Below are 25,290 nucleotides of genomic sequence, written 5' to 3'. Positions count from 1 at the left end.
GTTTATTATTTTACAATTAGTTTTTCTGACTGTTTCAGGCTTCCGTCATGAGATTCAAACTGAACAATGTAGTTTCCTGCTGAAATTCTGTTCAATTCATATTGATGATCCCCGGAATTCAATGATTGTGTATCTACGATTCTTCCATTATAATCATAAACCGTTAATTTTCCTTTACTATATTCATCCGGAACAGAAACTGTCAGTGATGAAGATTTGCTTACCGGATTAGGATATAATTTGATTTGATTTTTACTATTTACCTGTCCTTCACTTATTGCCTTTTGGCTCGAAGCATTTCTTGCCAATAGTGAACTTCCTGTTGCACATGGCAGATCTGTTCCCCAATTGGAAGAGTCAACCCCTGTTAAGGTTAAAGTGACTCCATTGCCTGAAGTATCCTGAACAGTAGAACCACTGCCTTCATTAAACTTCCAGTAAGCAGCCAGTGAAGTAGCAGGAACCGATACATTACACATATTCTGACTGATTTCCGTTTGGCTTAGTGCACGTTTCCATACTCTTACCTCATCTATTTTTCCATTGAAGTTCCTTGACGTGTTGTATAAATATCCTACATTGAATGCTCCTGTTGAATTTACACTTCCGGTTTGTGCTTTGGTGGCATCCAGAACACCGTTAATATAGATTTTCATATTGGCTCCATCATAAGTAGCTGCCACATGATACCAGGTATTGGCGCTCAAAGCTGTTGCAGAAGCCAGTTTTTGCTGTACATTATTGATACTTATTACAAACTGAAGTTTATTATTGGCCAGACTGGCGTCTCCTAATCGTAAGAATGCAGAATTGCTGTCACTTACTTCCGTTCCCATAATTGAGGAAATGTATGGCGATGCAGATTTGAATGACGAAGGTTTTATCCACCCTTCAAAAGATAATGCAGAACCACTTAAATTCATACTTCCGGCAGCGCCTGATTCTGTACTTCCGTCCAGAGACAAAGCATAAGAACCTGTAGGAGCGGTCCCTGAGGCACTGGTAAATCTTGGTGCAAACATATAGGCGCTTTTCACGCTGCAGTTGGTTCTTATTCTCCAGTCATATTCGGTGTTAGCGGTTAAACCTGAAATGGTTACCGAAGTGGAGCTTGTAGCTGAAACTGCATTCGTCCAGGTTGTTGAAGAAGCAGGCTTATAATCAATATCATAAGTATTGGTTCCTACGGCTGTCCAATTCAGTTTTGCACTTGTTCCTGTAAGGTTGCTTGTGTACAATCCGATTGGTGCGTCACAATTGGTTCCTTGCGTCCAGGATTGTAAAGTACCGCTCAAAACAGTTGGCTCTCCGTATAAGGTCTGAGTTCCTGCTGAAAGCTGTGATGTTTCATTGGTTCCATGCAAATCATACCACATGAATACTCCGTAACCTCCATTTTTAGTTTGGGTAGCCAGGCTTGTTGTGGTAGAATTGGAAGTATTCCCCATCCAAACGGCAGCAGGAGAAATTTGTGCTTTGGTAAGAGGAGGCACATTGGGAGCGGAGAATGTTCCATACATGGCATTCCAGCTGTAATTGACATTGTCTCCTACTCTGGCTCCGTTCCAGGAAAGTCTTGAAGCTGCGGGACCATAATAGTAGAATGAAATAATCTTATTCGGTAATAATGCTCTGAGTTCCTGAACAAGCATTACAAAGGAACTGTCATTAGGCTGCCCTGTTCCGTTATTTCCATATTCTGAGTATTCATCATCAAAATCAATTCCATCAAGACCGTAGGTATTCACTGTATTGGCAAGCTGTAATGCAAAGTCTTTTGCTGCTTCACGGGTAGGAAAATTACAGATTCCCGCTCCCTGATGGTTCCCCAAAATAGTGAGTACTACTTTCATTCCTTTCTGCTGAAGGGGCTTTATGTAGGTATCTGCATTGGTAAGAACCTTGGTAACATTATTATTGGAATAGAGATAGGCTCTTCCACGGCTGGTATCATAATTAATATTGGCCGCAAAGATATTCACAACATTAAACAGGTAGCTGTTTGATGTCTGCAGTTTGTACGCTCCTGCATTCAGGAGGTTGTTGTTATTCACTTCCACATAGCATATTCCGGTAGGATTAAGCTGCTGTGCGTTGATCAGAGAAGCTGACTGAAGCATCATGGCAATCAGTGCGGTAAAGATGGATTTTTTTTTCATTGTATAATTTTTTTAAGGTGTTTTGGTGTGTGATTTTTATATAGCAATCCCTGATACCTTCTTTTTTGGGAAGGAATCTCAGATGAAAAAGCCATATAAAAGGGTGTGCTATGTCAGTAGCTCTGGGTTTTCGTTAAAGGTTTTCCATAACAATTCTCCAAATAAAGTATTGGCCCATGCAAACCATTCTCTGGTGAATTTTTTGGTATCGTCTTTATGGAAGGATTCATGCATAAAGCCTGTCCCGCCGTGCGTTTTCTGTAGAGTATCAATACACCATCTGATCTCACTTTTATCTTTGGTAGTGAGTGCCTTCATGATGATACTCATTGGCCAGATCATATCCAGTCCGATATGCGGACCTCCTATCCCTTCTGCCAGCTTACCTTTGAAGAAGAACGGGTTGTTTTCTGACCACACAAATTTTCTTGTATTCAGATACACCGGGTCGTCAGCTTTCACCGCATCCAGATAAGGCAGTCCCAGTAAGCTTGGACAGTTCGCATCATCCATCAGGTTATAACTTCCAAAACCATTCACTTCAAAAGCATAGATTTTTCCAAATTCAGGATGATTATAAATTCCGTATTTTTTGATGGCTGCATCTACCTCATCAGCAAGGCTGTTCAGTTGCTGAGCCAACGTTTTTTCATTTTTAATCTGAGAAACCATTTCTGCAGCCTGACGTAAGCTTACCACCGCAAATAAGTTGGAAGGGATCAGAAATCCGTAAATGGTAGCATCATCACTTGGACGGAACATAGAGCTGATCAACCCCACAGGTTTTGTTGGGTAACCATATCCTCCCATAGGAACGCCATCTGTTGCCCAAGCCGTTGTACGCTCGAATTTGTAAGGTCCAAGATCATGTTTTCTCTGCTGTTCTGTGAAAGTCTGCAGGGTAAGTTTAATTCCTTTCAGCCAGTTAGCATCGAAAGGTTTTGTATCTCCTGTTGTTTTCCAGAAGTGGTAGGCCAGACGGATAGGATAGCAAAGGGAGTCGATTTCCCATTTTCTTTCATGGGTTCCCGGCTTCATATCGGTATGGTCATATTCTTTCCATTTACTGATCTTCTGATCATCGTTGTAGAAAGCGTTCGCATAAGGATCTTTCAGGATGAATGTAGTCTGTTTGTGGATGACCCCCGAGATCAGCTTGTGAAGTTTTTCATCTTTCTTAGAGAACTGCAGGTAAGGAAAAACCTGTGCCGAGCTATCACGAAGCCACATGGCATCAATGTCCCCAGTGATGACGTAAGTATCCGGAGCTCCGTTAGTTTCTGTGTAGTAAACGGTAGTATCTAATGTATTCGGGAAACAGTTTTCAAAAAGCCAGCTCAGCTCTTTGTTTTTTACTTTCTTCTTAAACGCAGCAATAGCACTTTCTACGGATTCACTAGTAAAATGTCTCTTATCTTTAGGAACACGGACAACAGGAAAATCGTCCAGCACTAAATTTTTAGCAAAAACATTTTGGGTAAACAGCAATCCGGCTCCCGCCAGTGCACTTGTTTTAATAAAATTTCTCCTTTCCATTGATACTTTTATTTCGTTTATTTTATGATACTTATTTTACCGGTTTGCTTCCCATGACGAATCTCAGTTCGCCACCGTTCATGATGTCACTGTGGTTCAGCTCCCAGCTTTTGTATTCTTTTCCGTTCAGGAACATTTTCTGTACATAGATATTCTTGTCGGAGATCTTATCTGCAATCACTGTGAACGTTTTTCCGTTTTCCAACTGTAAAGAAGCCTTCGGGAATTGTGGGGCTCCGATGGCATAAACAGGTTTTCCCGGTGTCACAGGATAGAATCCTAATGATGAGAAGATATACCACGCTGACATTTGACCGCAGTCTTCGTTATTTACTATTCCGTCCGGTTTTGCCGCGTACATATTGTCGCGGATATATTTTACCATTCTCTGAGTCTTGTAAGGGCTTCCCGCATAATTGTACAGGTACGGAACATGATGTCCCGGTTCATCCCCGAATCCTAAAGACCCGATGAATCCTGAGATATCTACGTGCTGCTCTCCTTCCATGTGAAGTGCTTCTGTGAAGGTTTTATCCAGCTTTTCTTCAAATCCTTTTTTCCCTCCGTACAGATTCATCATTTCATCAATCTGGTGTGGAACAAAGAAGTCATAGGCCCAGATATTTCCGGAAACCCAGTGTGGCTGAAGTTTTTTCCAGTCATTAAGAACAAAATCCGCTAAGAATTTTCCGTCTTTTTGTCTTGGCCAGAAGTGATTATTTTCTTTATTGAAAGTATTCAGGAAGTTCATAGAACGTTTTCTGTAAACTTCCGATTCTTCTTTTTTACCCAATTTTTCTGCCAGCTGTTGAATACACCAGTCATCATAGGCATATTCTAATGTTGCTGAAACTGAAGCTCCGTTTTCTGACGGTGTGTAGCCTAATCTGATATAATCATTAAGACCTCCACCTCCGTCGCTGCTGCTCATTTTATCCGTTAAAGAAGCATCTTTCATTGCAGCAAATGCTTTCTCTGCATCGATACCCGGAACTCCTTTTGAAATGGCATCCCAGATTACCGAAGCACTGTGATAGCCGAGCATACAGAAGTTATCATATCCGCAAAGCTCCCAGATGGGCATATGATCTTTACGGTCTGTATATCTGCTGATCAAAGAGTTGGCAAATTCTTTTGTATGTTTCTGATCCATGATGGTCAACAGCGGGTGAGTTGCTCTGAATCCATCCCAGTAAGAATATGTACTGTAATTCGTAAACCATTTCGTATTCATATTTTCCTGAGCAGCAACATAATCTCCATTGACATCCATGTAAAGATTGGGTGCAATGAATGTATGATAAACGCCCGTATAGAAAATTTTTCTCTGGCTGTCTGTACCTCCTGTCACCTGGAACCTTCCGATTAGATCTCTCCAGGTTTTTTGTGCTGTTTCTTTCGCTTTCGCAAAATCAATATTTTTTGCTTCGGTATCGAAATTTTCCTGTGCATTTTCTGTGCTTACCGGAGATAAAGATACTTTTACTTCAATACTTTCCTGGTCTTCTGTCGAAAATCTTACAAAAGCTTTAGCATCTTTGGCAAGAGCAATTTTTTCATCATTTTTAATTTTTCCTTCAGCATATACGCCGTAAGACTTAAACGGTTTGGAAAACTCCATCACAAAGTAAGCAAACCGTTTACCTCCCCAGCCGTTGCTGTAGCAGTATCCTTTGATTTTATTATTGCCTTCCACACTGACTAAAGTATGGTAGATATTTCCGAAGATTTTATTGGTAGGATCAATAATGATATTGGCTTCACTACTTTTCGGGAAAGTATATTTGTGAAATCCTACTCTTGGAGAGGCAGTGAGCTCTGCTTTAATTCCATAGCTGTCCAGCATTACGGAATAATATCCGGGAGAAGCCACTTCTTTATCATGGGTAAATTTTGAACGGTACCCTGTTTCCGGATTTTCTTCTGATCCGGGAATCATTTTTACCTGCCCCACAGTAGGCATTACCAGAATATCTCCAAGATCTGCCCATCCCGTTCCGCTCAAATGGTTATGGCTGAAGCCCATGATGGTCTTACTGCTGTAATGATATCCGGAGCACCAATCCCAGTCACCACTTTTGGTATTCTGATCCGGACTTAACTGAATCATGCCGAATGGTGTGGTTGCCCCGGGAAATGTATGTCCATGACCTCCTGTTCCTATGAAAGGATCTACCCAGGATAAAACATCATTTTTATTTTGCTGGGCATTAACCACAGACATCAGGGTGGTAAAAAAGCAGATAAGCAGTTCTTTTTTCATGATAAGAGGTATCGGAATTTTTTTTATTTTAAAGTTGGTTTAAAAATAGGAAAACCATTATACAATTCCCAGAAAACAAAGGAAAATTAAAATGATTAACCTATTTTCCTAAACTTATATTACTGTATTAAATTGAATTCTTTTTCATAAAATCAATGATTTCTGAGATATATCCAAAAGCAATAGCAACCACAGTATCAGCAGCACCGTAATATACCGTTACTTTATCTCCTTCTGTCAATGCGGCGCAAGGGAATACCACATTGGGTACATCTCCTGTCAGCTCATACAATTCTGCCGGCGCCAGCAAATAAGGTTTCGTCCTGTACAATACTTTTGTAGGATCTTCAAGATCAAGCAAAGCTGCTCCCATTGAATATCTGAATCCCCTGCAGGTATTGATCACTCCATGATAGAAAAGCAGCCATCCTTCTTCTGTTTTGATAGGAACCGGTCCACCTCCGATTTTGGTACACTGCCATGCGCTGTCTTCAAAAGGCGTTACTTTCATTACGCAGCGGTGTTCTCCCCAGTACTTCATATCAGGGCTGTAGCTGATATAAATATCTCCGAAAGGTGTATGCCCGTTATCACTAGGACGGCTCAGCATGGCATATTTACCATTGATTTTTTCAGGGAACAAAACCCCGTTTCTGTTGAATGGAAGAAAGGCATTTTCGCACTGGAAAAATTCTTTAAAATCAAAAGTATATCCGATTCCGATGGTAGGACCATTGTATCCGTTGCACCATGTGATCCAGTAACGGTCTTCAATAAAGGTTACACGGGGATCATATTTGTAATCGGATTCAATCATATCCGTATTTCCTGCCTGCATTTCAATAGGGTCATGATTGATATCCCAATTGATTCCATCCTTACTGAAACCGGCAAAAATATTCATTTGTACTGCTTTGTTATCACAACGGAATACTCCGGCAAATCCATCTTCAAATGGAATTACCGCACTGTTGAATATACTGTTGGATGTTGGTATCGCGTATCTGTTAATGATCGGGTTTTCGGAAAACCTCCACATAATATCACTGCAACCTTCCGGGCGATCCTGCCAAGGGATCATTACTGATTGAGCTGTCATAAAGTTTTTAACTTTTTATTTAAAATTTGTTTATTAATTGTGTTCTTGTTCTTTCTGATTTTCAGGATAAGGGAAAGGAACAAATAAGGTGACCAAAAATGCTGGAATGGTAGCAATCAACACCCAGATAAAGAACATTTTATATCCGACCCAGTCACTGATCATTCCGCTAAACATTCCCGGAATCATCACGCCAAGGTTCATAATTCCTGTTGCAAATGCATAATGAGCTGTTTTGTGTTTTCCAGGAGCAATCTGCTGCATCATGTAAAGCATTAACCCTACAAAGCCAAATCCATATCCGAAATACTCCACGACTACAGCAATTCCTACAGGTAAAAGGTCGGCCGGCTGATAATAAGCCAGTAAAGCATATACCACAAACGGAATATTAAATGCACAGCAAAGCCATATCAAAGATCTTTTCAGTCCGCGTGCTGAGATAAAATATCCCGCCAGTACAGAACCTAAGATAAATGCTGCAGAACCATAAGTTCCATAGACAAGTCCTATATCCGATGTGGATAATCCTAATCCTCCTGACGATCTTGGAGCTTTAAAAAACAGAGGAGCAATTTTGATGGCAAATCCTTCTGCAAAACGGTACAGAATAATGAAAAGCACAGACCATACAATATTTTTTTTGGTAAAGAAAGAGGTAATAACTTCCAATAATTCTTTACGCACATTTCCGGCTGTTTTTTCCTTTTTCTGTTCTTCCCTGTTTTCTTTTGGCAGGATGAAATAGTGATAAATCGCTAATACAAAAAACAGCAATGCATAGATTACCATAATGATCATCCAGGCATGAGTAACACCTTTTGTCTTTTCTAAAACACCTGCAAAATAAACGAGCGCTCCGCTGCTGATAATCTTAGCCAGATTGTAAAAAGCACCCTGCCAGCCGATATATCTTGCCTGCTCTTTATTGGTAAGAAAGCCAATATACGTTCCGTCTGCTACCACATCATGGGTCGCTCCGCAAAATGCCACTACTGCAAAAAGAGCAATACTGTATTTGAAAAAATCATGCATCGGCAGGCTTAAAGCTACTAACGCAAACAGAATTCCTATGGCAAACTGGGTAAAAACAACAAAGAACTTTTTAGTTTTATAGATCTCCAGAAAAGGGCTCCAAAGCGGCTTCAATGTCCAGGCAAACAGGATAAGAGCTGTCCAGAATGTGATCTGCGAATCCGAAACACCCATATCTTTATACATGATTCCTGAAACCGCATTAATGGTTACAAAGGGAACTCCCATTGCAAAATATAATGTGGATATCCAGAGAATTGGCTGAATCCGACGGGCTCCGGAGTTGTTTTTTCCCATATTTAAAAATAAGATTCTAAAGAAAAAGAGAGCATCTCAAAAATTCATTCAGGCTTAAAAAACGAAACTATAAATTTTTTGGAGGCTCTACTCTATCCTCCTGCCTCAATGGTTGTTTCAGATAAAAACTGATTTTGAGATGTCTCTTTACTAACGAGTGATTCTGAATATTTATTATTTTTTATCCCACCATAGCTTAGTGCCTCCGGTATCAGGGCCGTTCAGCATTTGTGCAGCCTGCTGGTAATTATATAATGACGTTTTGGTATCAATAGTGAAAGGAATCCTTCTGATCATTGCCTCTGTACTGATGGCTCCTCCACTGTCATTTTTTCTTACCTTGAAAAGAACCGGATATCCTGTTCTTCTCTGCTCTGCCCAGGCTTCCGGTCCGTTCGGATAAAGGGAAAGCCATTTCTGAGTAATGATTCTTTCTAATTTTCTTTCGTTGGTATCCCCGTTATTCCATGCAATGGTGATGGTACTTAACTGAGGATTTCCAACAGGCACATTATTATCTGGATTTTTCGGATCAATATAAGGAGCCTCTGTGGAAGTTGTATCTGCAAGGTAAGTAGCAACACTTGCACTTTTCCCCCATTCCCCGAAAGACTGCTGAACCCCGGTAGTATAGTTGGTTTGAATATCACCTGCTCCGGCATATCCTCTCAAAGCAGCTTCTGCCTTCAGGAACCATGTTTCTGCAGCGGTGAATAATTTCATTTTACCGTCAGTGCCGGAAAAATAATCTCCGTTGGCAGATTTTGCCTGTGGCTGTGAGAATCCTCCGTATGTTGATTTACCATTTAATAAATCAATTCCCTGGCGTATTCCTATATATTTTCCCTGTAAGCTTGGATCAGATGCAGGAATAGCATAGGCAGGAAGTCTTGGATCATTGTATCCGTTCATATAAGCCATCAAAGGTGCTCCAATTAAACAATCTCCCCATGAATAGATAATAAAACTCAATTCTGACTGTCCCACACTGATCAGCGCATTATCGGCATTGTCAGTAATCAATCCTGCTGATGAAGCCAGAGCCTCCTCTGCATACTGTTTTGATTTTGCGGGATCTGCGTAGCTCATTCTCATCGCTAACCTAAGCTTTAATGAATTGGCAAATTTTGCCCACTGAGCCATATTTCCTCCGTAAACCAAATCCGCATTTTTCAGAGAAGATCTATCTTCTACATTCTTTGTTGCTGGCATGGCAATAACTTTCTGCAAATCGGCAATAGCTGCAGTAAGATCAGCGATAAAATAATTATAAGCATCCTGCTGAGAGTCAAAATCTGTAACTCCGTTAGCGTTTGGAGTTTCATACTTGCTGTACACTACAGGACCGTGGCTATCTGAAACTCTTGCTGCGGTAATCACTTTTAGGATTTTCTTCACAGCAAAAGTTCCTGTGAAATCTACTCCCTGATAGTTATTTTTAGCAGCATTGTCAATGATGATAGAATAGTTGAAGATATCCTGCTGTCTCGCAATAATTCTGTTGTTCCACCCATCCATCATAGAGTACGTAAGATTGTTTACCCCTCCGTTGAATGGCGTTGCTGTACTGAACATTCCACTGTACATATCTGCACTGAGGTTAGGATAAAGCTGATAATCTGACTGCAATCCTCTCTGAATAGATTTCATGGGGTTTACAACAGCAATAAAGTCAGCATAAAAGTTTTCAGGGCCTCCCAGCTTTTCCTGATTATATTGATCAAAGTCATTGGTACATCCTGATGCGGAAAGCAGCACTGCAGCTCCAAATACCAATGTTTTTATAGTATTGATTTTCATTTTCGTAATTGTAAAAGTTAGAAGTTAGCTTTTAATGATAATCCGATAGATCTTGTAACCGGCAGACCGAACGAGTCTACCCCAACCCCACCAGGTGTGTTTCCTGATACCTGTTCGGGATCAAATGGTGCTTTTTTGTAAAAGAAGAACAGGTTAGTTCCTACTAAACTTACCGTTGCATTTTTCAGGTACTTTGAATCCACATCAAAGGTATAAGAAACAGATGCCTGGCGTAAACGTACAGTTGTAGCACTATACAGATAGGCTTCGTCTACTCCTTTTCCGTAACCTTCAGTGGTTCCTACGCCTTTATAGTAATCCTTTGCATTGGTTAAGCCTGTATAAGCCTGCCCTGCATTTGGAGTTCCCGGTGCATATACTGCATTTGGAATCGCTACCCCGCCAGCATCTCTGGCATCAGCGGTAGCCTGGCTTACCCCATACAAATCATTGGCTTTTTCTGTAAGAGACAATACTTTGCCTCCAAATTTTCCATCAATAAGGAAAGAAATTCCCAGTTTACCGATATTGAACGCATTATTGAATCCAAGAATAAACTTAGGGTTTGGATTTCCTAAATAAGACGGTGTATTTTCAGCTAAAGGAACTCCTTTTTCATTCACTAAAATATGTCCCTGGTCATCTCTTTTGAATTTAATTCCGTAAAGATCTCCAAAAGAACCTCCAAGCTTAAGTCTTGTATAATCCCCTCCTCCTGTTAATGAGAAAAGTTGATTTTCCGGGATACTAAGGCTTGGCGGGAATAATTCAACAATTTTGTTCTTGTTAGCAGAAGCATTCAACGTAGTTGTCCATCCAAATTTTTCTGAACCAAAGATTTTATAAGAAAGAGAGGATTCAAAACCTGTATTTCTGATTTTCCCTGCATTTAGATAATAGGATCCCGGCGCTAAACCTCCTAAGTTTGAAAAGACTGTTGTTTCCAGTAACTGGTTACTTGTGTTCGAGTTATAATAAGTGATATCAAAGTTTAGTCTGTTATTTAACAATCTCAGCTCTGTACCTGCTTCAAATGTTTTATTCAGTTCCGGTCTTGGAAGCAGTGCTTCAAAACCTGCACCTGTAGCAAAAGAACTCTTAGGATATACAATAGTTCCTGCATCTACACCATAGGTATATCCTTTATTGTATTCAAGCATTGCATTGGAAATATTGGTAGGTAATCCTAATCCCACTGTTGCATAAGAACCTCTTACTTTCCAGAAATTAATCACTTCCGGAAGTTTGAAGATAGAAGATAATATAGCATTTGCTCCTACAGATTCATAATCAAATCCTGTTCTTCCTGTTAATGCTAACGTAGAATCCCAGTCATTTCTGAAAGTCATATCTACATAGAACATATTCTTATACCCTACAGAAGCACTTGCAAATACAGACTGTACCTGTTTTTTCATATTGGTATAGGTATTATGATAGCCATCTCCCGGTGATCTGTTGATATTCCACTGAAGGTTGTTCATGGTGAAAAGGTTCGGATTCGCCAGGTAAGCGTTATCAATCTGTCCTATTTTATTTCTTGTAGTATTGATACTTCCTCCTACAGTAAAATCTAATGAAATGGTCTCACTTATTTTAGGACTACCAATTAATAAAACATCTCCATAAGTAGAAGTGTTTTCGTAGGTATTTTTAAGCATTCTGCCATTTGTCCCGTTTGCCAGTAAGCTTGGTGCAGAGAAAGCAGCAATATCACGCTGGCTGTCTGAAATATTCCAGCTATAGTTTCCTCTCACTCTCGCCGTTAACCAAGGATTGATCTGGTAAGAAAGGGATAATGCTCCGTATGTATTTTTGTTACTTACTGTAACTGGGTTTCTGTTTAAGATCCAGTAAGGATTCTGTGTCACCGGATTTCCTTTGAAGCTTCCGTCTGGGTTTACTTCCCACCAGTTTTGAGCCGGCAAAAATCTTGTTTTATCTAAATAAGAATAGTTATTCTCTCCATACTGGTCAAAATCTACCCCTCTCGGCAGCCAGTACAAACTCGTTAAAGGTGAAAAAGAGGCTCCCGGAGTCTGTCTGTTCTTACTTTCCTGTAATGATCCGATGAAGTTGGCATCTAAAGTCAGTTTATCATCCAAAAACTTACTTGAATTTCTGAAAGAGACATTGTACTGATCAAAATACGACATCGGAACCACTCCTTTATTCGTGGTATTTCCGATAGAGAAATAGCTGGTTGATCTTTCGTTTCCTGACTGGAAAGAAAGACTGTTTACCCATGTCGTTCCAGTTTGCAGAAAATCTTTAAGATAATCTTTGGAAGATCCCTTTGCACCCCAGCTGTCTACAGATTGCCCTGGCTGTGATCCCGCTACAGATGGATCATAAGATAAATAACTGTGCTGCAGCTTTGGAAGACTATAGGCTCTGTCTACCGTAAAGCTGGAGCTATAGGTAATTGAGCTTTTCCCTGCACGTCCTTTTTTAGTCGTAATTAAAATAGCTCCGTTACCTCCGGCAGAGCCATATAATGCAGAAGCAGAAGCACCTTTCAGGAAGTTGATGCTTTCAATATCATCAGGGTTGATGGAGCTTAAAACGTCGCCCGGATCCGGCATATTGGAATACTGCCCAATATCTGCAGATTTTCCTGTTCCGTTGATAATAGGAATTCCGTCAATTACATATAATGGCTGCGTATTGTTTACAGACTTATTTCCTCTCATAATTACCCTTACAGAGCTTCCTACACCATTGGTTCTGTTGATCTGCACATTGGAAACTTTTCCGTTGATCGAATTTAATAGATTGGGAGTTTTCACTTCTGTAAGCTCATCTCCGCCAATCTGCTGACTGGAATACGTCAAAGAACGGGCCTGTCTTTTTATCCCCAAAGAGGTGACCACGACCTCCTCAATACTGGTTGTCTTCGTAGTGTCGGCTGATTTTTTCTCCTGTGCATTCGCAGTAAGTGAAAAAACGAACAGAACGGGTATAACTGCTTTTCTCATAAGGTATAGATTCGTTAGATTTAATTGAGAATCAATGACATTACTTTATTTTTCAATACAAAATAAATTATTGTTTTTTCAGCAAAATTTTGCTGTTTATGTATTAAATTATTTAAAGTTTCGTTAAGATTTAATTCACATTCACAAATCTAAATTTTGTAAATAGTCTGATATAATACTATTTTATCATAAAACGATATTATTTTTTCAGTAATTTTATTTTACAACCATTAATACGCTATATATCAAACAAATACAACCCATCAAAAACAATTAAAAAAAGAGGATTTATTTTTGGTTTTTCCTCAAAAATAAACCGGATATGAATACCCGGTTTTCTATTATATGCTGACATAATAATGTAAAAATACATTTAAATTATTCGATCTTTTTTACTCCTTTAAATTGTTCTTTAAATTCGGTTGGAGTCGTCTTTTTGATGGATTTAAATACCTTATTGAAATTAGCAATATTATTAAACCCGGCTTCAAAAGCAATCTCAAAAACGGTAAGATTTTTCTCCATCAGCCAACGTGCAGCATAACTGATTCTTATTTCATTCAGATAGTTGATAAAGGTTTTCCCTGTTCTTTTTTTAATAAACCTGTTGAACGTCACATTGCTCATATTCACCAATGAAGCTACCTTGTCCAACGTTATTTTGTTTTCAAAATTCTTATGCACAAAATCGTGTACCACCTTCATCTTATCATTATCATCAAAAGTCTCAAGCTCAATACTGTATGATGAAAGAAGCGTTTTATCTTCGGCAATAGCAAGTTCATTCAGAATTTTCATAATTTCTATAAAGGATTCAAAACTGTTCATCTTGGACAGGTTGAGAAACGAATCTTTTAGTTTTTCTGCTGTTTCCGAAGAAAAAAGGATACCCCTGATAGAGTCTTTCATCAGATTATTGATGGGTTTCAGGATATTTTTCTGCATCATGGACTGATTAAAGAAATCCTGATTAAACTGTATGGTAATTTCGTGGGTTTTTCTGTTTTTACAGCGGTAGTTTGCCCAGCAATGCGGCAAATTTGGTCCTACAAGCACTAATTCCAGATTACCAATCTCTCCGGTATGATCACCTATCATTCTGCGGTAGCCTTTTCCTTTGTAGACAAAATTAATTTCAATCTCCGGATGGTAATGATAGGGAAAGTCAAAAGAAGCCTTAATCCTGTCAAATACGAGAAAGCTATCCTCAGGAGACAGTGGAGTTATTTCTCTCAGAATGTTTTCTAATTCACTCATACAGGTGGTTTTGAAAAATAGTTTTACTAATATGGGTCGCAGGACAAATCTTTGTAAAAATGATAAAATAATATCAATGTAAAAACTTATTTCCAATTTATTTTATTCCAAATTCTGTAGGTCTGGCATCAGATTTTTGGGTTTCAATAATTAATACGGTGCAAAACACTGCTTTTTTGTATCTTTAGAGTAAAGTTAAAGTATGCTGCAACCGCTTATTTTTGAAGACCACTATAAAAGACTCGGACTGGAAACATATTCAGAGAAAAACCTGGAAAGTTTCAAGGGAGATCAGTTCAGAACAGATATTAAGGTACTTTTTGTTCCTTCAGGATATGAACTCACCATAGACTTTAACCATTACAAAATAAACAAACCGTCTTTATTCTTTCTTACCAATCAGCATCTAAACATACAGAAGGGAAAAGATGAATTGCTCTTTCTTTTCTACAACCGTGATTTCTATTGCATCCAGATCCATGATAAAGAAGTGGCCTGTGATGGTCTCCTTTTTCATAATGTATTTGAAATCCCTTTTGTAGAACTTGATCAATCTGAGACGGCCCTTATAAAAGATCTGTTTCAGAATATTAAGGATGAGCTGAAGTGGAAAGATTCGTCTGCCGAAGAAATGATAAGAACTTATGTAAAACAGATCATCATCCGGGCTACCCGAAAATGGAAAAAACAAAACCTGGATAATGATACCCTTAAAATACCAGGAAGCGAGCTTGATATTTTCAGGGATTTCAGCAGGCATCTGGAAATTCATTTCAGGGAAAAGCATCACGTAGCAGATTATGCAGAACTTCTTCACATGGCTCCGAAAACATTAACGCATAAATTTAAAAACTTAAATCTGGATTCTCCCAATCAGTTTATCATCAACAGAATTTTATTGGAAGCAAAACGATTGCTTTTTTATACAGATAAACCTGTAAAAGAAATTGCCTACGATCTGGGATATGAAGATCCGGCTTATTTCAACCGTCTTTTCACCAATAAAACAGGAAACACACCTGCTAATTTTAAAAAAAATTACATATCGGGAAAAAAGTACAACATTTAAGGCTTTTTATCTATTGAATACTCCCTTCCACTGACATACCTTTGTAACATCAAAATCAAACAACATTAAATACAAAAACAAACATTATGAGACGTAACGCAACAGCCGTTTGGAACGGTACCATCAAAGAAGGAAAAGGACATTTAACTACTCAGAGTACAACTTTAAACCAGACTCAATATTCTTTTAACAGCCGTTTTGCGGATGGTGTAGGTACAAACCCTGAAGAATTGCTGGCAGCAGCCCATGCAGGATGTTTCACCATGAAACTGGATGCAGAACTTTCACAAGCCGGATATAACCCCGAAGAATTAAAAACAACTTCTGTGATCACTTTAGATCCCAATATTGGAAAGATTACAAAATCAGAGCTGACTTTAACCGCTAAGGTTCCTGGAATTTCAGATGAGGAATTTCAGAAATTCGCCAAAATTGCTGAAGAAGGGTGCCCTGTAAGTGCCGCATTCAACTTTGAAATTACATTGAATGCAACTTTGGAAAACTAATACAGGTTTTTATTCAAAATCAATAGGAACGGGCTTTAGCCCGTTTTTTATTTTAAAACAAGAATCCATTGGCTTTAGCCAAAACTTAAAACAAAATATTTACCTCATTAAACTTTTTCAGATAAAATATACCATTCGGTATATTTTCGTATATTTGCATCATATTTAAACATTTACAATGTCGAAGGCCGAAAAAACAAAACAGCATATCATCGAGAAAACAGCAACTCTTTTTAATACTAAGGGTTATATTTCCACATCGCTGTCCGACATTACTCAGGCAACAGGTCTGACGAAAGGCAGTATTTATGGAAATTTTGAAAATAAAGATGAAGTAGCCATCGAGGTTTATAAATACAATGCCGGCATACTCAGTAAAACTCTCAGCCGTTCCTTTGGTGATGAATTCCCCACTTCTCTGGATAAACTTCATGCTTTTGTAGATTTCTACAGGAAGAACTGGAAGTTTGTCTTTGCAAACGGCGGATGCCCGTTAATGAATGCAGCAACAGAAGCGGATGATTCTTTTCCTGCCTTAAAGACTCATGTGAAAAAGTCTTTTGAAAAGTGGATGACAAAAATATCAGACACCATTGCCGAAGGACAAAGTAAAAGTGAAATTGATAAAAAAATCGATACTGAGCAATATGCATCACTATTCATCATGCTTATTGAAGGCGGCATTCTGCTTTCAAAAACAATGGGTGATCAAGGTTATCTCAACCATGCTTTGGATAAAGTTGCCCAAATGATTGATCATGAACTCAATATTCTTCCATCATAAATAATACCATATGGAAACAAAAAAAGTGGCTATTGTAGGATACAACAGAATTCCTTTTGCCAGAATGAATACCGCCTATTCAGAGCAGGGTAATCAGAACCTCCTGCTTGCTTCTCTGAACGGATTGATAGACCGTTATCGTCTTAAAGGAAAGCGACTCGGAGAAGTTGCCGGCGGAGCCGTAATTAAACACATTTCTGAAAGCAATCTCATCAGAGAAACCGTAATGAATACAACACTGGATCCTGCAACTCCGGCTTGTGATCTTCAGCAGGCATGCGATACAGGGATTGAAGCTGCTATTTATATCGGAAATAAAATTGCTCTGGGCCAGATAGACTGTGGTATTGCATGCGGTGTGGAAGCCATGAGCAATATTCCCTTTGAATCATCACCCCGACTAAGAAAAGCGCTGTTAAAAGCCAATAAAGAAAAGTCGGCTTTTGGTAAGCTCAAACAACTGTTGAACCCGAAACTGAAAGACTGGATGCCAATTCCTTACAAAGGACAGGAGCCTAAGACAGGTCTTGTGATGGGTGAGCATACTGAAATCACAGCAAAATATTACAACATATCAAGACAGGAACAGGATGAATTGGCATTAAAAAGCCACCAGAATATGGCAAAAGCTTATGATGAAGGGTTCTTTGATGATATGGTCACTCCAGCTTTCGGTCTGGATAAAGATAATAACCTAAGACGTGACAGCAGTATTGAAAAGCTTTCACAACTGAAGCCTGCTTTTGATAAGCAGAACGGAACTTTAACGGCTGGGAATTCAACCCCTTTTACAGACGGAGCTTCAGCTATTTTACTGGCCAGTGAAGAATGGGCAAAAGCCAATGACCTTCCTGTTTTAGCTTATATCAGCTTTTCAGAATTGGCCGGAATAGAATATGTTGAAAATAAACAGGATCTTCTTCTGGCGCCGGTTTTTGCTGCAGAAAGAATGCTTAAAAAAGCAGGAATGAATTTATCCGATTTCGATTATTATGAAATTCATGAAGCATTTGCAGCCCAGGTTTTAGCTACCATAAAAATCTGGGAAAATGATGAAGTGGCCAAAAAATTCGGATTGGAGAAAGCCCTGGGAAAAATAGACAGGAGTAAACTGAATGTAAAAGGAGGAAGTCTCGCAGCCGCACATCCTTTTGCAGCAACAGGAGGAAGGATTATTGCAACCCTTGCAAAATTGCTTCATGAAAAAGGCAGCGGTAAAGGATTTATATCTATCTGCGCAGCCCGTGGACAGGGAGTAACCATGATTTTAGAAAAATAAAAACTCAGTATGGATAGATTAGCACAATTAAAACAATTCATCGGAAAAGAATTTGACCAGTCACCCTCTCCTTTTATGAAATGGCTTAATCCCACTGTTATTTCTGCTGAAGAAGGCCACCTGGAGTTTCAATATACCATAAGACCGGAATGGCTGAACCCGATCGGAAATCTTCACGGTGGAGTTACCGCTGCTATTGTAGACGATATCATTGGTGCCACCATGTTTTCTTTAAATGAAAATTCTTTCATTACCACTATAAATAATGTCATTGATTATTTTTCAACTGCAAAAGAAAATGATAATATTGTAGCCGAAACTAAAATCATTAAAAGAGGTAAGCAATTCGTCAATGCACAATGCGAAATATGGAATGCAGACAAAACACGGTTAATCGCAAGAGGTACCTCGAATTTATTCAAAATCAATAACTAAGTATGAAGAGAGTTGTCATTACAGGTCTTGGCGCAGTGACGCCGTTGGGAAATAATGTCGAAGAATTTTGGCAAAACAGTATTAAAGGAGTCAGTGGCGCAGGGCTCATTACCCATTTCGATACAGAAAAGTTTAAAGTACATTTTGCCTGTGAGGTAAAAAACTTTGATCCTAAGGTGTATCTGAACCACAATGAAATCAAGAGAAGCGACCTGTTTACACAATATGCAATGTATGCTTCAGCAGAAGCAATCCAGGACTCAGGACTGGAACTTGAAAAGATGGATCCGTTTGATACCGGAGTAATCTGGGGAACAGGCCAGGGCGGAATGTGGACCTTTGAAAAAGAAGTGATGGATTTTGCCGCGGGTGATGGTACTCCACGTTTTAATCCTTTCTTTGTACCAAAGTTCATTGCCAATATGGCTTCAGGAATGATTTCTATGAAATATGGTCTTCAGGGAATCAATTATACTACGGTTTCTGCATGTGCAACAGGAAATACGGCATTGATGGATGCTTTCAATTATATCCGTCTCGGGAAAGCAAAAGTAATCATCAGTGGTGGTTCTGAAGCAGCTATTACACCGGCTTCCATCGGTGGATTCTCTATTATGAAGGCAATGTCTACAAGAAATGATGATTTTGCAACGGCCAGCCGCCCTTACGATACAGACAGAGACGGGTTTGTAATGGGTGAAGGTGCAGGTGCACTGGTTCTTGAAGAATATGAGCATGCTGTTGCCAGAGGAGCAAAAATCTATGCAGAATTAGCCGGAGCAGCCATGACTGCGGATGCTTACCATATGACAGCACCTCATCCTGATGGTGTTGGAGCCATTAAAGCAATGCAGCTGGCAGTGAAAGAAGCAGGAGCCAACATGGAAGATATTGATTACATTAATCCGCATGCTACTTCTACACCCATTGGAGATACAATTGAATTAGCCGCCATCAACAAAGCGTTTAAAGGAAGTAAAAATCTTGATATCAGTGCCACAAAGTCCATGACCGGGCACTTGCTGGGTGCTGCCGGCGCAGTGGAAGCTATTCTTTCCATTAAAGCTATTCAAAATGGGATTATTCCGCCAACTATTAATCTTCACAATATTGATGAGAGTATTCCTAAGGATATCAATATTGTATTTGGTGAGGCGAAAGAAAAGAACATTAATTTTGCACTGAGTAACGCCTTCGGATTCGGAGGACATAATGCGACTGTGGTATTTAAGAAATTCAGCTAATCCGATTAAATAATTATTCAAAATCCCTGTATGAAAACCATGCAGGGATTTTTTTGCAGTATAAAACTTAAAAAGCAGCCAAAAATGGCTGCTTCAAAACATAAAAGATTTATATATTCTCTTTGAAAAGAGTTTTATATCTGAGATTATTGAGCATCCGGGATAAAAAAATCCTCGGCATTTTCAGCAATCGGAATATAGAGTCTCTCCCACTCCTTGCTCTTCACCATGTCCCAGCTGTGACCGGTTCCTTTAAGGTCTTCAGCCAGAAGAACTACTCCCGGTTTAATCATAAAAGTGGAGCCATCCGTTACTTTAAATTTTATATTTCCTTTGATGGTAATCACATATTGTCGTCTGGGTGCCGGATGAGCATTTTTTTCCCACTCTTCTGTTTTATTGCTCATCCAGAAAGTTGTGGTATTCATATGTTTAAGAGTAGGGATTTTCCCTTTCTCAAAAGTACATGATCCGTCAGGATTATTAATTAATCTTATGGCAGGGATGAACTCAGTGGAGGTTTCCGCAGTGACGCTCACATGATTGTTCTTTTTATGTTGTGCATTCATAAATCCTACAGTACTTACTACTAAAGCAAGGCTAAAGCCCTTAATGATGTTTTTCATTATAAATTTAATTTTTTATTTTTAATTATAGACCGTATCGTAAACCTGCATTCTTTCAAAAAAAGGCTTATATTGCTGAACCAGTGCCAGATGTTCGGGAAGTTTCCCGTATGCTTCAAGCTCCTCCAGACTATCGAATTCCATAGAAGCATTATAGGTAAACGTGCTGTCTAAAACGCTTCTAGGGCTGGAAGCAGCAGGCTTTCCATAACGGAGATTTTTCTGGTAGGGAAGCTTTTTAAGGCCTTCAAAAAAATTTTCAAATTCTTTTACTTCAGACTCAGAAAGATCCTTTCTAAGCCAGAACAACAAATAATGGAAGTACATTTTTTTCTTTTTTATAGGGTTAAACACAGGTAAAGCAGAGGCAAATATATTTCCTGAAACCAGCAGCAGGGCAGAAGCCTGAACTGATCGGAATAAAAATTTTCTTCTTTCCATTGTTATGTAATTTAATTAAAATCTATTCTGTATTTAAGGACAAACTGCCATTTTCTATCAGAAACTACGGCATTGTTTGATGGATCATTAGTGTAAACCGGTCTGTTCTGGGCGTCAAAGGTTAAGCGCGAGGACATCCCGTTCATCAGCAGGGAAATTCCGGCATCATAGATCACTGCATTGTCATGAAGGCCTTTCAGATCTGACAGCTGCATTCCTACTGCAGGCTGAAGCTGAAGGCTTTTCTTTTCTTTATCCAGGTAAGGAAGTGTTCCTCCCAATTGCACATAATAGGTATTTCCGGTTCCGATAACAGGCATTGCATTTCCTGCTCCATTCAGACTCGCCTGGGTAATATCTGCAGAAGTCGCAGGATTATTGGTGCCCACATATCGGATATAATTGGGCCCATAGTCGTTATGCATCGCCATTCCATAAGCACTTATTGATGTTCCTTTTTCTTTGTTCAGCGGTGCATCATAAAACAAATCTACCGCAAAGTTTTTCATATCATCATTCACTGTATTTTTACCGGAATCCAGATGCCATAATGCGTTGTGAATATAATCGAATCCGGCTCCCAGACTCAGTACATTCTTCTTACCTACATAAGTTCCTGAATTAAAAGGAGTGGAAATATTTTCCTTGTCTAAAAAAGCATATCTGAAATATCCGGAGAAGTCTTTGCCAGGTGAGTTCTTACTAAAAGATGCTACATTCAGTTTCGGATCAGAAGTTGCCATGGTATAAGGATCGGCCACCACCAGACGGTAATCCAATCTTCCGAGCTGTCCTTTAATATAGGCACTCAATTCCCTTACCGTATAATCTGTTGTTCCCGCATTGGAGGTCGCGTAAGCAGGCAGGTCATACAACAGCGTATTTAAAGGCCCTGTAGTAAATCTTGAAAGGCCACGCCATGTAGAACGTCCTGCACCAAAAGCAATTTTATCATTAAAAGCATATTCAGCATAAGCATCCAAAAGATCAAAATAGTTGCTTCCTTTGGCATTGACGTTCACGTTCGTAGTTCCCCCCTGCAATACAAACATCAGTTTTTCTGTTGGCTTATAAGTCATTTTCACACGAACTCTTCGAAGGGAAAGATCAGACAGGTCTGATTTTGCCTCATTATTGACAAGGCTTCCAGGGTTAAGCTGTGTATATCTGGCCCACAATTCTGCATATCCGCTAAAGGAAATATATCTTGAGTGATCTTCATTGAAATAATGAGTCAATCCGGGATTATTAAAATCATTTTTTTTCTGGGCGTCTAATTTTCCCATCAGTCCCAATAAGGAAAACAAAGCAATTCCGGCTTTGAAAGAGGTAGTCTTCATAATTTTTCTATTCTTATCTTTTTGTTGATTTCAACAGGACAAAATTAGATTCCTAAAAGCCCGACAGGTATTAGAAATCTATTAGAAACTTTATAGAAAACTATTAAAAAGGTTAATCTATTCTGATAAAAGAAAAATATGAAATACCTTTGTACAGGGCTTTGAGGACCAATGAAAATCAAGCTTTTAAAATCAAAAAACAGTCTGTAAAACCAAGACATATTTCAAAATATTTCTTTATGAAAGTTTTAATTGTAGAAGATAATTCGCGTGTTTCAAGTCTTTTGAAAAGAGGGCTGGAAAGCCAGGAATATCAGGTGTATATTTCGGAAGATGCAGAAGATGCTATTGTCCTGCTGAATAAAATAACATTTGATCTGGCCATTACAGATATCATGCTCCCTAAAATGAGTGGTATTGATCTGTGTAAACTGATCAAACAGAAATATCCTGATCTTCCCATCATCATGCTTACTGCTCTGGGAACAATTGATGAAAAAATTGAAGGATTTGATGCCGGAGCGGATGATTATATGGTAAAACCATTTGAAATCAGAGAGCTGTATGTGAGAATAAAAGCTATTCTGCAGCGAAGGTCAGCCAGAAATAAGGAAGCATATCTGACCGACCTGGAGTACCATGACCTGAAAATTGACAAGAAATTCAACAGAGTTTTCAGAAATGGAGAAGAAATAGAACTCACTCCTAAAGAATTCAAGCTTCTGGTATTCCTGGTTAACAATGCTGAAAGAATTCTTACCCGTGAAGAAATTGCAGAAAATGTGTGGGGAAATCATTTTGACACCGGAACGAATTATATTGATGTTTATATTGCTTATCTGCGGAAAAAGATTGATAAAAATTTTGATCATAAACTGATCCACACCAAACCGGGAGTAGGATTTATTTTTGCTTCACAACTATGAAAATAGCAACCAGAACAGCACTCATTTATTCTATTCTTACGGCAGGCATTCTTTTTTTGTTTGCCTATGTTCTTTATTTTGTCTCCGAAAAAAACAGGGAGGATGAGTTTAACGACCGCCTGGGATATAAAGTCATCTGGCGGTCAGAGTTTATCTTTGATGTCAGGATCAGTGACGAAAAAATCCGCGAGCTTCACAAGCGCAACCAAAAACTACTGAACGAAGCAGATATCAGTGTTTATAACAGTAAAAAAGAACTTACCTTCACTGATGTACCTCCTCTTAAAAGCAATGAAAAGTATCTGGATAAAATTATCCGGTCCAATAAAAACAGAATATTCTGGCAGCAAGGCGACCGACAGTATATTGCCATTCAGTTCCAATCAAACGGAGAAAAATATTATATCATCGGAAGTGCAGTAGACGTCACAGGAAAAGCCCATATTTCAGAGTTTAAAAAAGATATTATTATCATTTACATCAGTTCGATTGTCATCATTTTTATCATAGGATTTCTTTTTTCCTATTATACCCTTAAGCCTTTAAAGGATATTATTCTCCAGATCCGCGATATTTCAGAGCACAATCTGAATAAACGGCTGGATATTCCCAAAGCAAAAGATGAGATTTATGAACTGACAGAAACCTTTAATTCGACCTTCAACAGGCTGGAAAAATCCTTCAACAGTCATAAGCAGTTTGTCACCACTATTTCCCATGAGTTCCGCACTCCTCTTTCTACATTAATTGCAGAGCTGGAGCTTGCCAAGGAGCTTAATGTAACCTTGGATGACTATAAACTTTCTATTGACAATGCCCTTCAGGATGCCAATGATGCATCGGAACTATCGTCTGCCCTTTTAGATTTTGCCAGAGCCAGCTATGATGTATCACAGATCAGTTTTACCAATCTCCGCCTGGACGAGATTTTGGCAGAAGCCAAGCTTGCATTGCTGCAGAAAAATGTCAGCTATAAAATCGGAATTAATTATATGGGTAATACTTCAGACGATGATGAAAACAATTATGATTTTTATGGCAATCCTTACCTTTTGCAGGTTGCTTTCTCGAATCTGATGGAAAATGCCTGTAAATACTCAGCAGACAAAAGCTGTCATATTGAAATAGAAACCAATCCGGAACATATAAAAATCCGTTTTATAGATCACGGTATTGGCATTTCAGAAAAGGATCTTTCAAAAATCTTTGATCTTTTTTACAGGGGTTCTAATAAGAATTTCGAAAAAGGAAACGGAATCGGTCTTTCCATTGTAAAAAGAATTGTCGAAATACATGAAGGTAAACTGATGATAGATTCTGAGGTATCAAAAGGAAGTGTATTCACGGTAAAATTTCTCTCCAAAAAATAAAAGCAGTCAAAATCTGACTGCTTTTATTTTATGCTTTCAACCATTCTGAAGAGGAAAGATAATTCTGATCAGGATAATAGATAAACAGACAGTTTCGTCCCTTAATGGTATTAATGATAGACTGCGTCAGTTCTCTTGGAACAGCAGGGCATCCCCAGCTTCTTCCGATTCTTTTATGCATGGCTGCAAATGCATCGCTTACATAATCCGCTCCATGAAGTACGATTGCTCTTCTGTAGGCAGCATCATTAAAGCCTTTATCCATTCCCAACAGCTTCAGAGAATATCCGTTGTCCCCCTGATAGGTTGCATCTGTGATATAAAATCCCAGGCTGCTCTGCAGCGAACTTTCCCTGTTGGAAAAATTCGTCGCAAATTCTTCGCCTGTATTTTTTCCGTGTGCTACCAATGAGTTAAACAGAACTTTCTTATCTTCCAGGTCAATTACCCAAAGTCTCTTTGTATTTGAAGACATAGAAAAATCGCAGATAGTTAATAAATGCGAATCCTGGGTAAGCAATCCTGCTTTTTTTAAATTTTCATAGCCAGTCAATGCTTTTGAGAACACTTCATAGTTCAGTTCATGTTCAGGGTCAAATGCAATAGAATGGTATAGTGCTTCTGATGAAGATACGGCTGTATTCTTCTCAGATTTCGTGTCAGCTACTTTTTCAGTTTTCGTTTTGACATTCTCACTTTTCACCACCACTTTCGGAGAAATGTAGAATGAAGTCGTCACCATGTAAACAAGGCCTAGTACGCTATAAAATCCTTTCATTCAATAATATATAAATCCAAATTAGTGGGGCAAAATTATAAAAACATAATTACCAGGAGGTTATAACT

20 protein-coding genes are annotated in these 25,290 nt (G+C 38.9%); 8 read left to right on the top strand and 12 right to left on the bottom strand.

Annotated features, from left to right (window positions below; translation table 11 throughout):
* Window positions 1-5: 5 nt before the first annotated feature.
* The 8 genes from AC3FI7_RS17570 to AC3FI7_RS17535 form a co-directional block, all read right to left on the bottom strand.
* Window positions 6-2,159, bottom strand: a complete 2,154-nt coding sequence (locus tag AC3FI7_RS17570) for an endo-beta-N-acetylglucosaminidase H (protein ID WP_491460609.1) — start codon at window positions 2,157-2,159, stop codon at window positions 6-8.
* 108 nt (window positions 2,160-2,267) lie between these two features.
* Window positions 2,268-3,695 carry a glycoside hydrolase family 125 protein gene (locus AC3FI7_RS17565; RefSeq protein WP_491460608.1) on the bottom strand — a complete coding sequence of 476 codons (1,428 nt, stop codon included), beginning with the start codon at window positions 3,693-3,695 and terminating at the stop codon, window positions 2,268-2,270.
* A 31-nt stretch (window positions 3,696-3,726) separates the two neighbouring features.
* The gene (locus tag AC3FI7_RS17560; protein ID WP_491460607.1) at window positions 3,727-5,958 is read right to left on the bottom strand and encodes a GH92 family glycosyl hydrolase; all 2,232 of its coding nucleotides are present in this window, start codon (window positions 5,956-5,958) and stop codon (window positions 3,727-3,729) included.
* Window positions 5,959-6,085: 127 nt separating this feature from the next.
* Window positions 6,086-7,057 (bottom strand): glycoside hydrolase family 130 protein, encoded by a 972-nt coding sequence (locus AC3FI7_RS17555; RefSeq protein WP_142726383.1) that lies wholly within the window; start codon window positions 7,055-7,057, stop codon window positions 6,086-6,088.
* 33 nt (window positions 7,058-7,090) lie between these two features.
* Window positions 7,091-8,389 (bottom strand): MFS transporter, encoded by a 1,299-nt coding sequence (locus tag AC3FI7_RS17550; RefSeq protein ID WP_343660342.1) that lies wholly within the window; start codon window positions 8,387-8,389, stop codon window positions 7,091-7,093.
* Window positions 8,390-8,563: 174 nt separating this feature from the next.
* The gene (locus AC3FI7_RS17545) at window positions 8,564-10,189 is read right to left on the bottom strand and encodes a SusD/RagB family nutrient-binding outer membrane lipoprotein (RefSeq protein WP_142726381.1); all 1,626 of its coding nucleotides are present in this window, start codon (window positions 10,187-10,189) and stop codon (window positions 8,564-8,566) included.
* Between the two features lie 17 nt (window positions 10,190-10,206).
* Window positions 10,207-13,167, bottom strand: a complete 2,961-nt coding sequence (locus tag AC3FI7_RS17540) for a SusC/RagA family TonB-linked outer membrane protein (protein WP_142726380.1) — start codon at window positions 13,165-13,167, stop codon at window positions 10,207-10,209.
* 378 nt (window positions 13,168-13,545) lie between these two features.
* Window positions 13,546-14,424: an AraC family transcriptional regulator gene (locus AC3FI7_RS17535; RefSeq protein ID WP_142726379.1), complete on the bottom strand. Its 879-nt coding sequence runs from the start codon at window positions 14,422-14,424 to the stop codon at window positions 13,546-13,548.
* Window positions 14,425-14,626: 202 nt separating this feature from the next.
* Between AC3FI7_RS17535 and AC3FI7_RS17530 the strand changes: the two genes are divergently transcribed.
* From AC3FI7_RS17530 to fabF, 6 genes are all read left to right on the top strand, one after another.
* On the top strand, window positions 14,627-15,493 hold the full coding sequence (locus tag AC3FI7_RS17530) for a helix-turn-helix domain-containing protein (protein ID WP_142726378.1): 867 nt from the start codon (window positions 14,627-14,629) through the stop codon (window positions 15,491-15,493).
* An 86-nt stretch (window positions 15,494-15,579) separates the two neighbouring features.
* On the top strand, window positions 15,580-15,999 hold the full coding sequence (locus AC3FI7_RS17525) for an OsmC family protein (RefSeq protein WP_142726377.1): 420 nt from the start codon (window positions 15,580-15,582) through the stop codon (window positions 15,997-15,999).
* A 178-nt stretch (window positions 16,000-16,177) separates the two neighbouring features.
* Complete coding sequence (locus AC3FI7_RS17520) at window positions 16,178-16,783, top strand: TetR/AcrR family transcriptional regulator (RefSeq protein WP_142726376.1); 606 nt, start codon at window positions 16,178-16,180, stop codon at window positions 16,781-16,783.
* Between the two features lie 10 nt (window positions 16,784-16,793).
* A complete protein-coding gene (locus tag AC3FI7_RS17515) occupies window positions 16,794-18,062 on the top strand; it encodes an acetyl-CoA C-acetyltransferase (protein ID WP_142726375.1) in 1,269 nt (422 codons plus the stop codon).
* Window positions 18,063-18,071: 9 nt separating this feature from the next.
* A complete protein-coding gene (locus AC3FI7_RS17510; protein WP_142726374.1) occupies window positions 18,072-18,497 on the top strand; it encodes a PaaI family thioesterase in 426 nt (141 codons plus the stop codon).
* A gap of 2 nt (window positions 18,498-18,499) precedes the next feature.
* A complete protein-coding gene (fabF, locus tag AC3FI7_RS17505) occupies window positions 18,500-19,741 on the top strand; it encodes a beta-ketoacyl-ACP synthase II (protein ID WP_491460606.1) in 1,242 nt (413 codons plus the stop codon).
* A 146-nt stretch (window positions 19,742-19,887) separates the two neighbouring features.
* On the opposite strand, the gene AC3FI7_RS17500 is transcribed toward fabF, so the two are convergent.
* The 3 genes from AC3FI7_RS17500 to AC3FI7_RS17490 are packed head-to-tail and all read right to left on the bottom strand — an operon-like array spanning window position 19,888 to window position 22,148.
* Window positions 19,888-20,367, bottom strand: coding sequence for a cupin domain-containing protein (locus AC3FI7_RS17500; RefSeq protein WP_491460605.1), 480 nt, complete (start codon window positions 20,365-20,367; stop codon window positions 19,888-19,890).
* 21 nt (window positions 20,368-20,388) lie between these two features.
* Entirely contained in the window at window positions 20,389-20,808 is a 420-nt protein-coding gene (locus AC3FI7_RS17495; RefSeq protein ID WP_343660350.1) for a Dabb family protein, read from the bottom strand.
* A gap of 11 nt (window positions 20,809-20,819) precedes the next feature.
* Window positions 20,820-22,148, bottom strand: a complete 1,329-nt coding sequence (locus AC3FI7_RS17490) for a hypothetical protein (protein ID WP_491460604.1) — start codon at window positions 22,146-22,148, stop codon at window positions 20,820-20,822.
* A 239-nt stretch (window positions 22,149-22,387) separates the two neighbouring features.
* Here AC3FI7_RS17490 and AC3FI7_RS17485 point away from each other — a divergent pair, with 239 nt between their 5' ends.
* Complete coding sequence (locus AC3FI7_RS17485) at window positions 22,388-23,074, top strand: response regulator transcription factor (protein ID WP_142726369.1); 687 nt, start codon at window positions 22,388-22,390, stop codon at window positions 23,072-23,074.
* On the top strand, window positions 23,071-24,444 hold the full coding sequence (locus tag AC3FI7_RS17480; protein ID WP_343660352.1) for a HAMP domain-containing sensor histidine kinase: 1,374 nt from the start codon (window positions 23,071-23,073) through the stop codon (window positions 24,442-24,444). Before AC3FI7_RS17485 ends, AC3FI7_RS17480 begins: the two co-directional genes overlap by 4 nt.
* Before the next feature lie 28 nt (window positions 24,445-24,472).
* Here AC3FI7_RS17480 and AC3FI7_RS17475 read toward each other — a convergent pair whose 3' ends face one another.
* Entirely contained in the window at window positions 24,473-25,222 is a 750-nt protein-coding gene (locus tag AC3FI7_RS17475; protein ID WP_142726367.1) for a murein L,D-transpeptidase catalytic domain family protein, read from the bottom strand.
* Window positions 25,223-25,290: the final 68 nt, after the last annotated feature.

The organism is Chryseobacterium sp. TQ-BC-N36, assembly GCF_058382295.1.
Note: the sequence above shows the minus strand (reverse complement) of the source record. Positions and strands in the feature narration are given on the sequence as shown.

Excerpts from the sequence above, each read along its gene's own strand:
- AC3FI7_RS17520 (WP_142726376.1), top strand. The coding sequence starts at position 16,178 with ATGTCGAAGGCCGAAAAAACAAAACAGCATATCATCGAGAAAACAGCA.
- AC3FI7_RS17540 (WP_142726380.1), bottom strand. The coding sequence starts at position 13,167 with ATGAGAAAAGCAGTTATACCCGTTCTGTTCGTTTTTTCACTTACTGCG.
- AC3FI7_RS17490 (WP_491460604.1), bottom strand. The coding sequence starts at position 22,148 with ATGAAGACTACCTCTTTCAAAGCCGGAATTGCTTTGTTTTCCTTATTG.
- AC3FI7_RS17550 (WP_343660342.1), bottom strand. The coding sequence starts at position 8,389 with ATGGGAAAAAACAACTCCGGAGCCCGTCGGATTCAGCCAATTCTCTGG.
- AC3FI7_RS17535 (WP_142726379.1), bottom strand. The coding sequence starts at position 14,424 with ATGAGTGAATTAGAAAACATTCTGAGAGAAATAACTCCACTGTCTCCT.
- AC3FI7_RS17565 (WP_491460608.1), bottom strand. The coding sequence starts at position 3,695 with ATGGAAAGGAGAAATTTTATTAAAACAAGTGCACTGGCGGGAGCCGGA.
- AC3FI7_RS17495 (WP_343660350.1), bottom strand. The coding sequence starts at position 20,808 with ATGGAAAGAAGAAAATTTTTATTCCGATCAGTTCAGGCTTCTGCCCTG.
- AC3FI7_RS17570 (WP_491460609.1), bottom strand. The coding sequence starts at position 2,159 with ATGAAAAAAAAATCCATCTTTACCGCACTGATTGCCATGATGCTTCAG.
- AC3FI7_RS17475 (WP_142726367.1), bottom strand. The coding sequence starts at position 25,222 with ATGAAAGGATTTTATAGCGTACTAGGCCTTGTTTACATGGTGACGACT.
- AC3FI7_RS17560 (WP_491460607.1), bottom strand. The coding sequence starts at position 5,958 with ATGAAAAAAGAACTGCTTATCTGCTTTTTTACCACCCTGATGTCTGTG.
- AC3FI7_RS17555 (WP_142726383.1), bottom strand. The coding sequence starts at position 7,057 with ATGACAGCTCAATCAGTAATGATCCCTTGGCAGGATCGCCCGGAAGGT.
- AC3FI7_RS17485 (WP_142726369.1), top strand. The coding sequence starts at position 22,388 with ATGAAAGTTTTAATTGTAGAAGATAATTCGCGTGTTTCAAGTCTTTTG.
- AC3FI7_RS17545 (WP_142726381.1), bottom strand. The coding sequence starts at position 10,189 with ATGAAAATCAATACTATAAAAACATTGGTATTTGGAGCTGCAGTGCTG.
- AC3FI7_RS17530 (WP_142726378.1), top strand. The coding sequence starts at position 14,627 with ATGCTGCAACCGCTTATTTTTGAAGACCACTATAAAAGACTCGGACTG.
- AC3FI7_RS17515 (WP_142726375.1), top strand. The coding sequence starts at position 16,794 with ATGGAAACAAAAAAAGTGGCTATTGTAGGATACAACAGAATTCCTTTT.
- AC3FI7_RS17500 (WP_491460605.1), bottom strand. The coding sequence starts at position 20,367 with ATGAAAAACATCATTAAGGGCTTTAGCCTTGCTTTAGTAGTAAGTACT.
- fabF (WP_491460606.1), top strand. The coding sequence starts at position 18,500 with ATGAAGAGAGTTGTCATTACAGGTCTTGGCGCAGTGACGCCGTTGGGA.
- AC3FI7_RS17525 (WP_142726377.1), top strand. The coding sequence starts at position 15,580 with ATGAGACGTAACGCAACAGCCGTTTGGAACGGTACCATCAAAGAAGGA.
- AC3FI7_RS17510 (WP_142726374.1), top strand. The coding sequence starts at position 18,072 with ATGGATAGATTAGCACAATTAAAACAATTCATCGGAAAAGAATTTGAC.
- AC3FI7_RS17480 (WP_343660352.1), top strand. The coding sequence starts at position 23,071 with ATGAAAATAGCAACCAGAACAGCACTCATTTATTCTATTCTTACGGCA.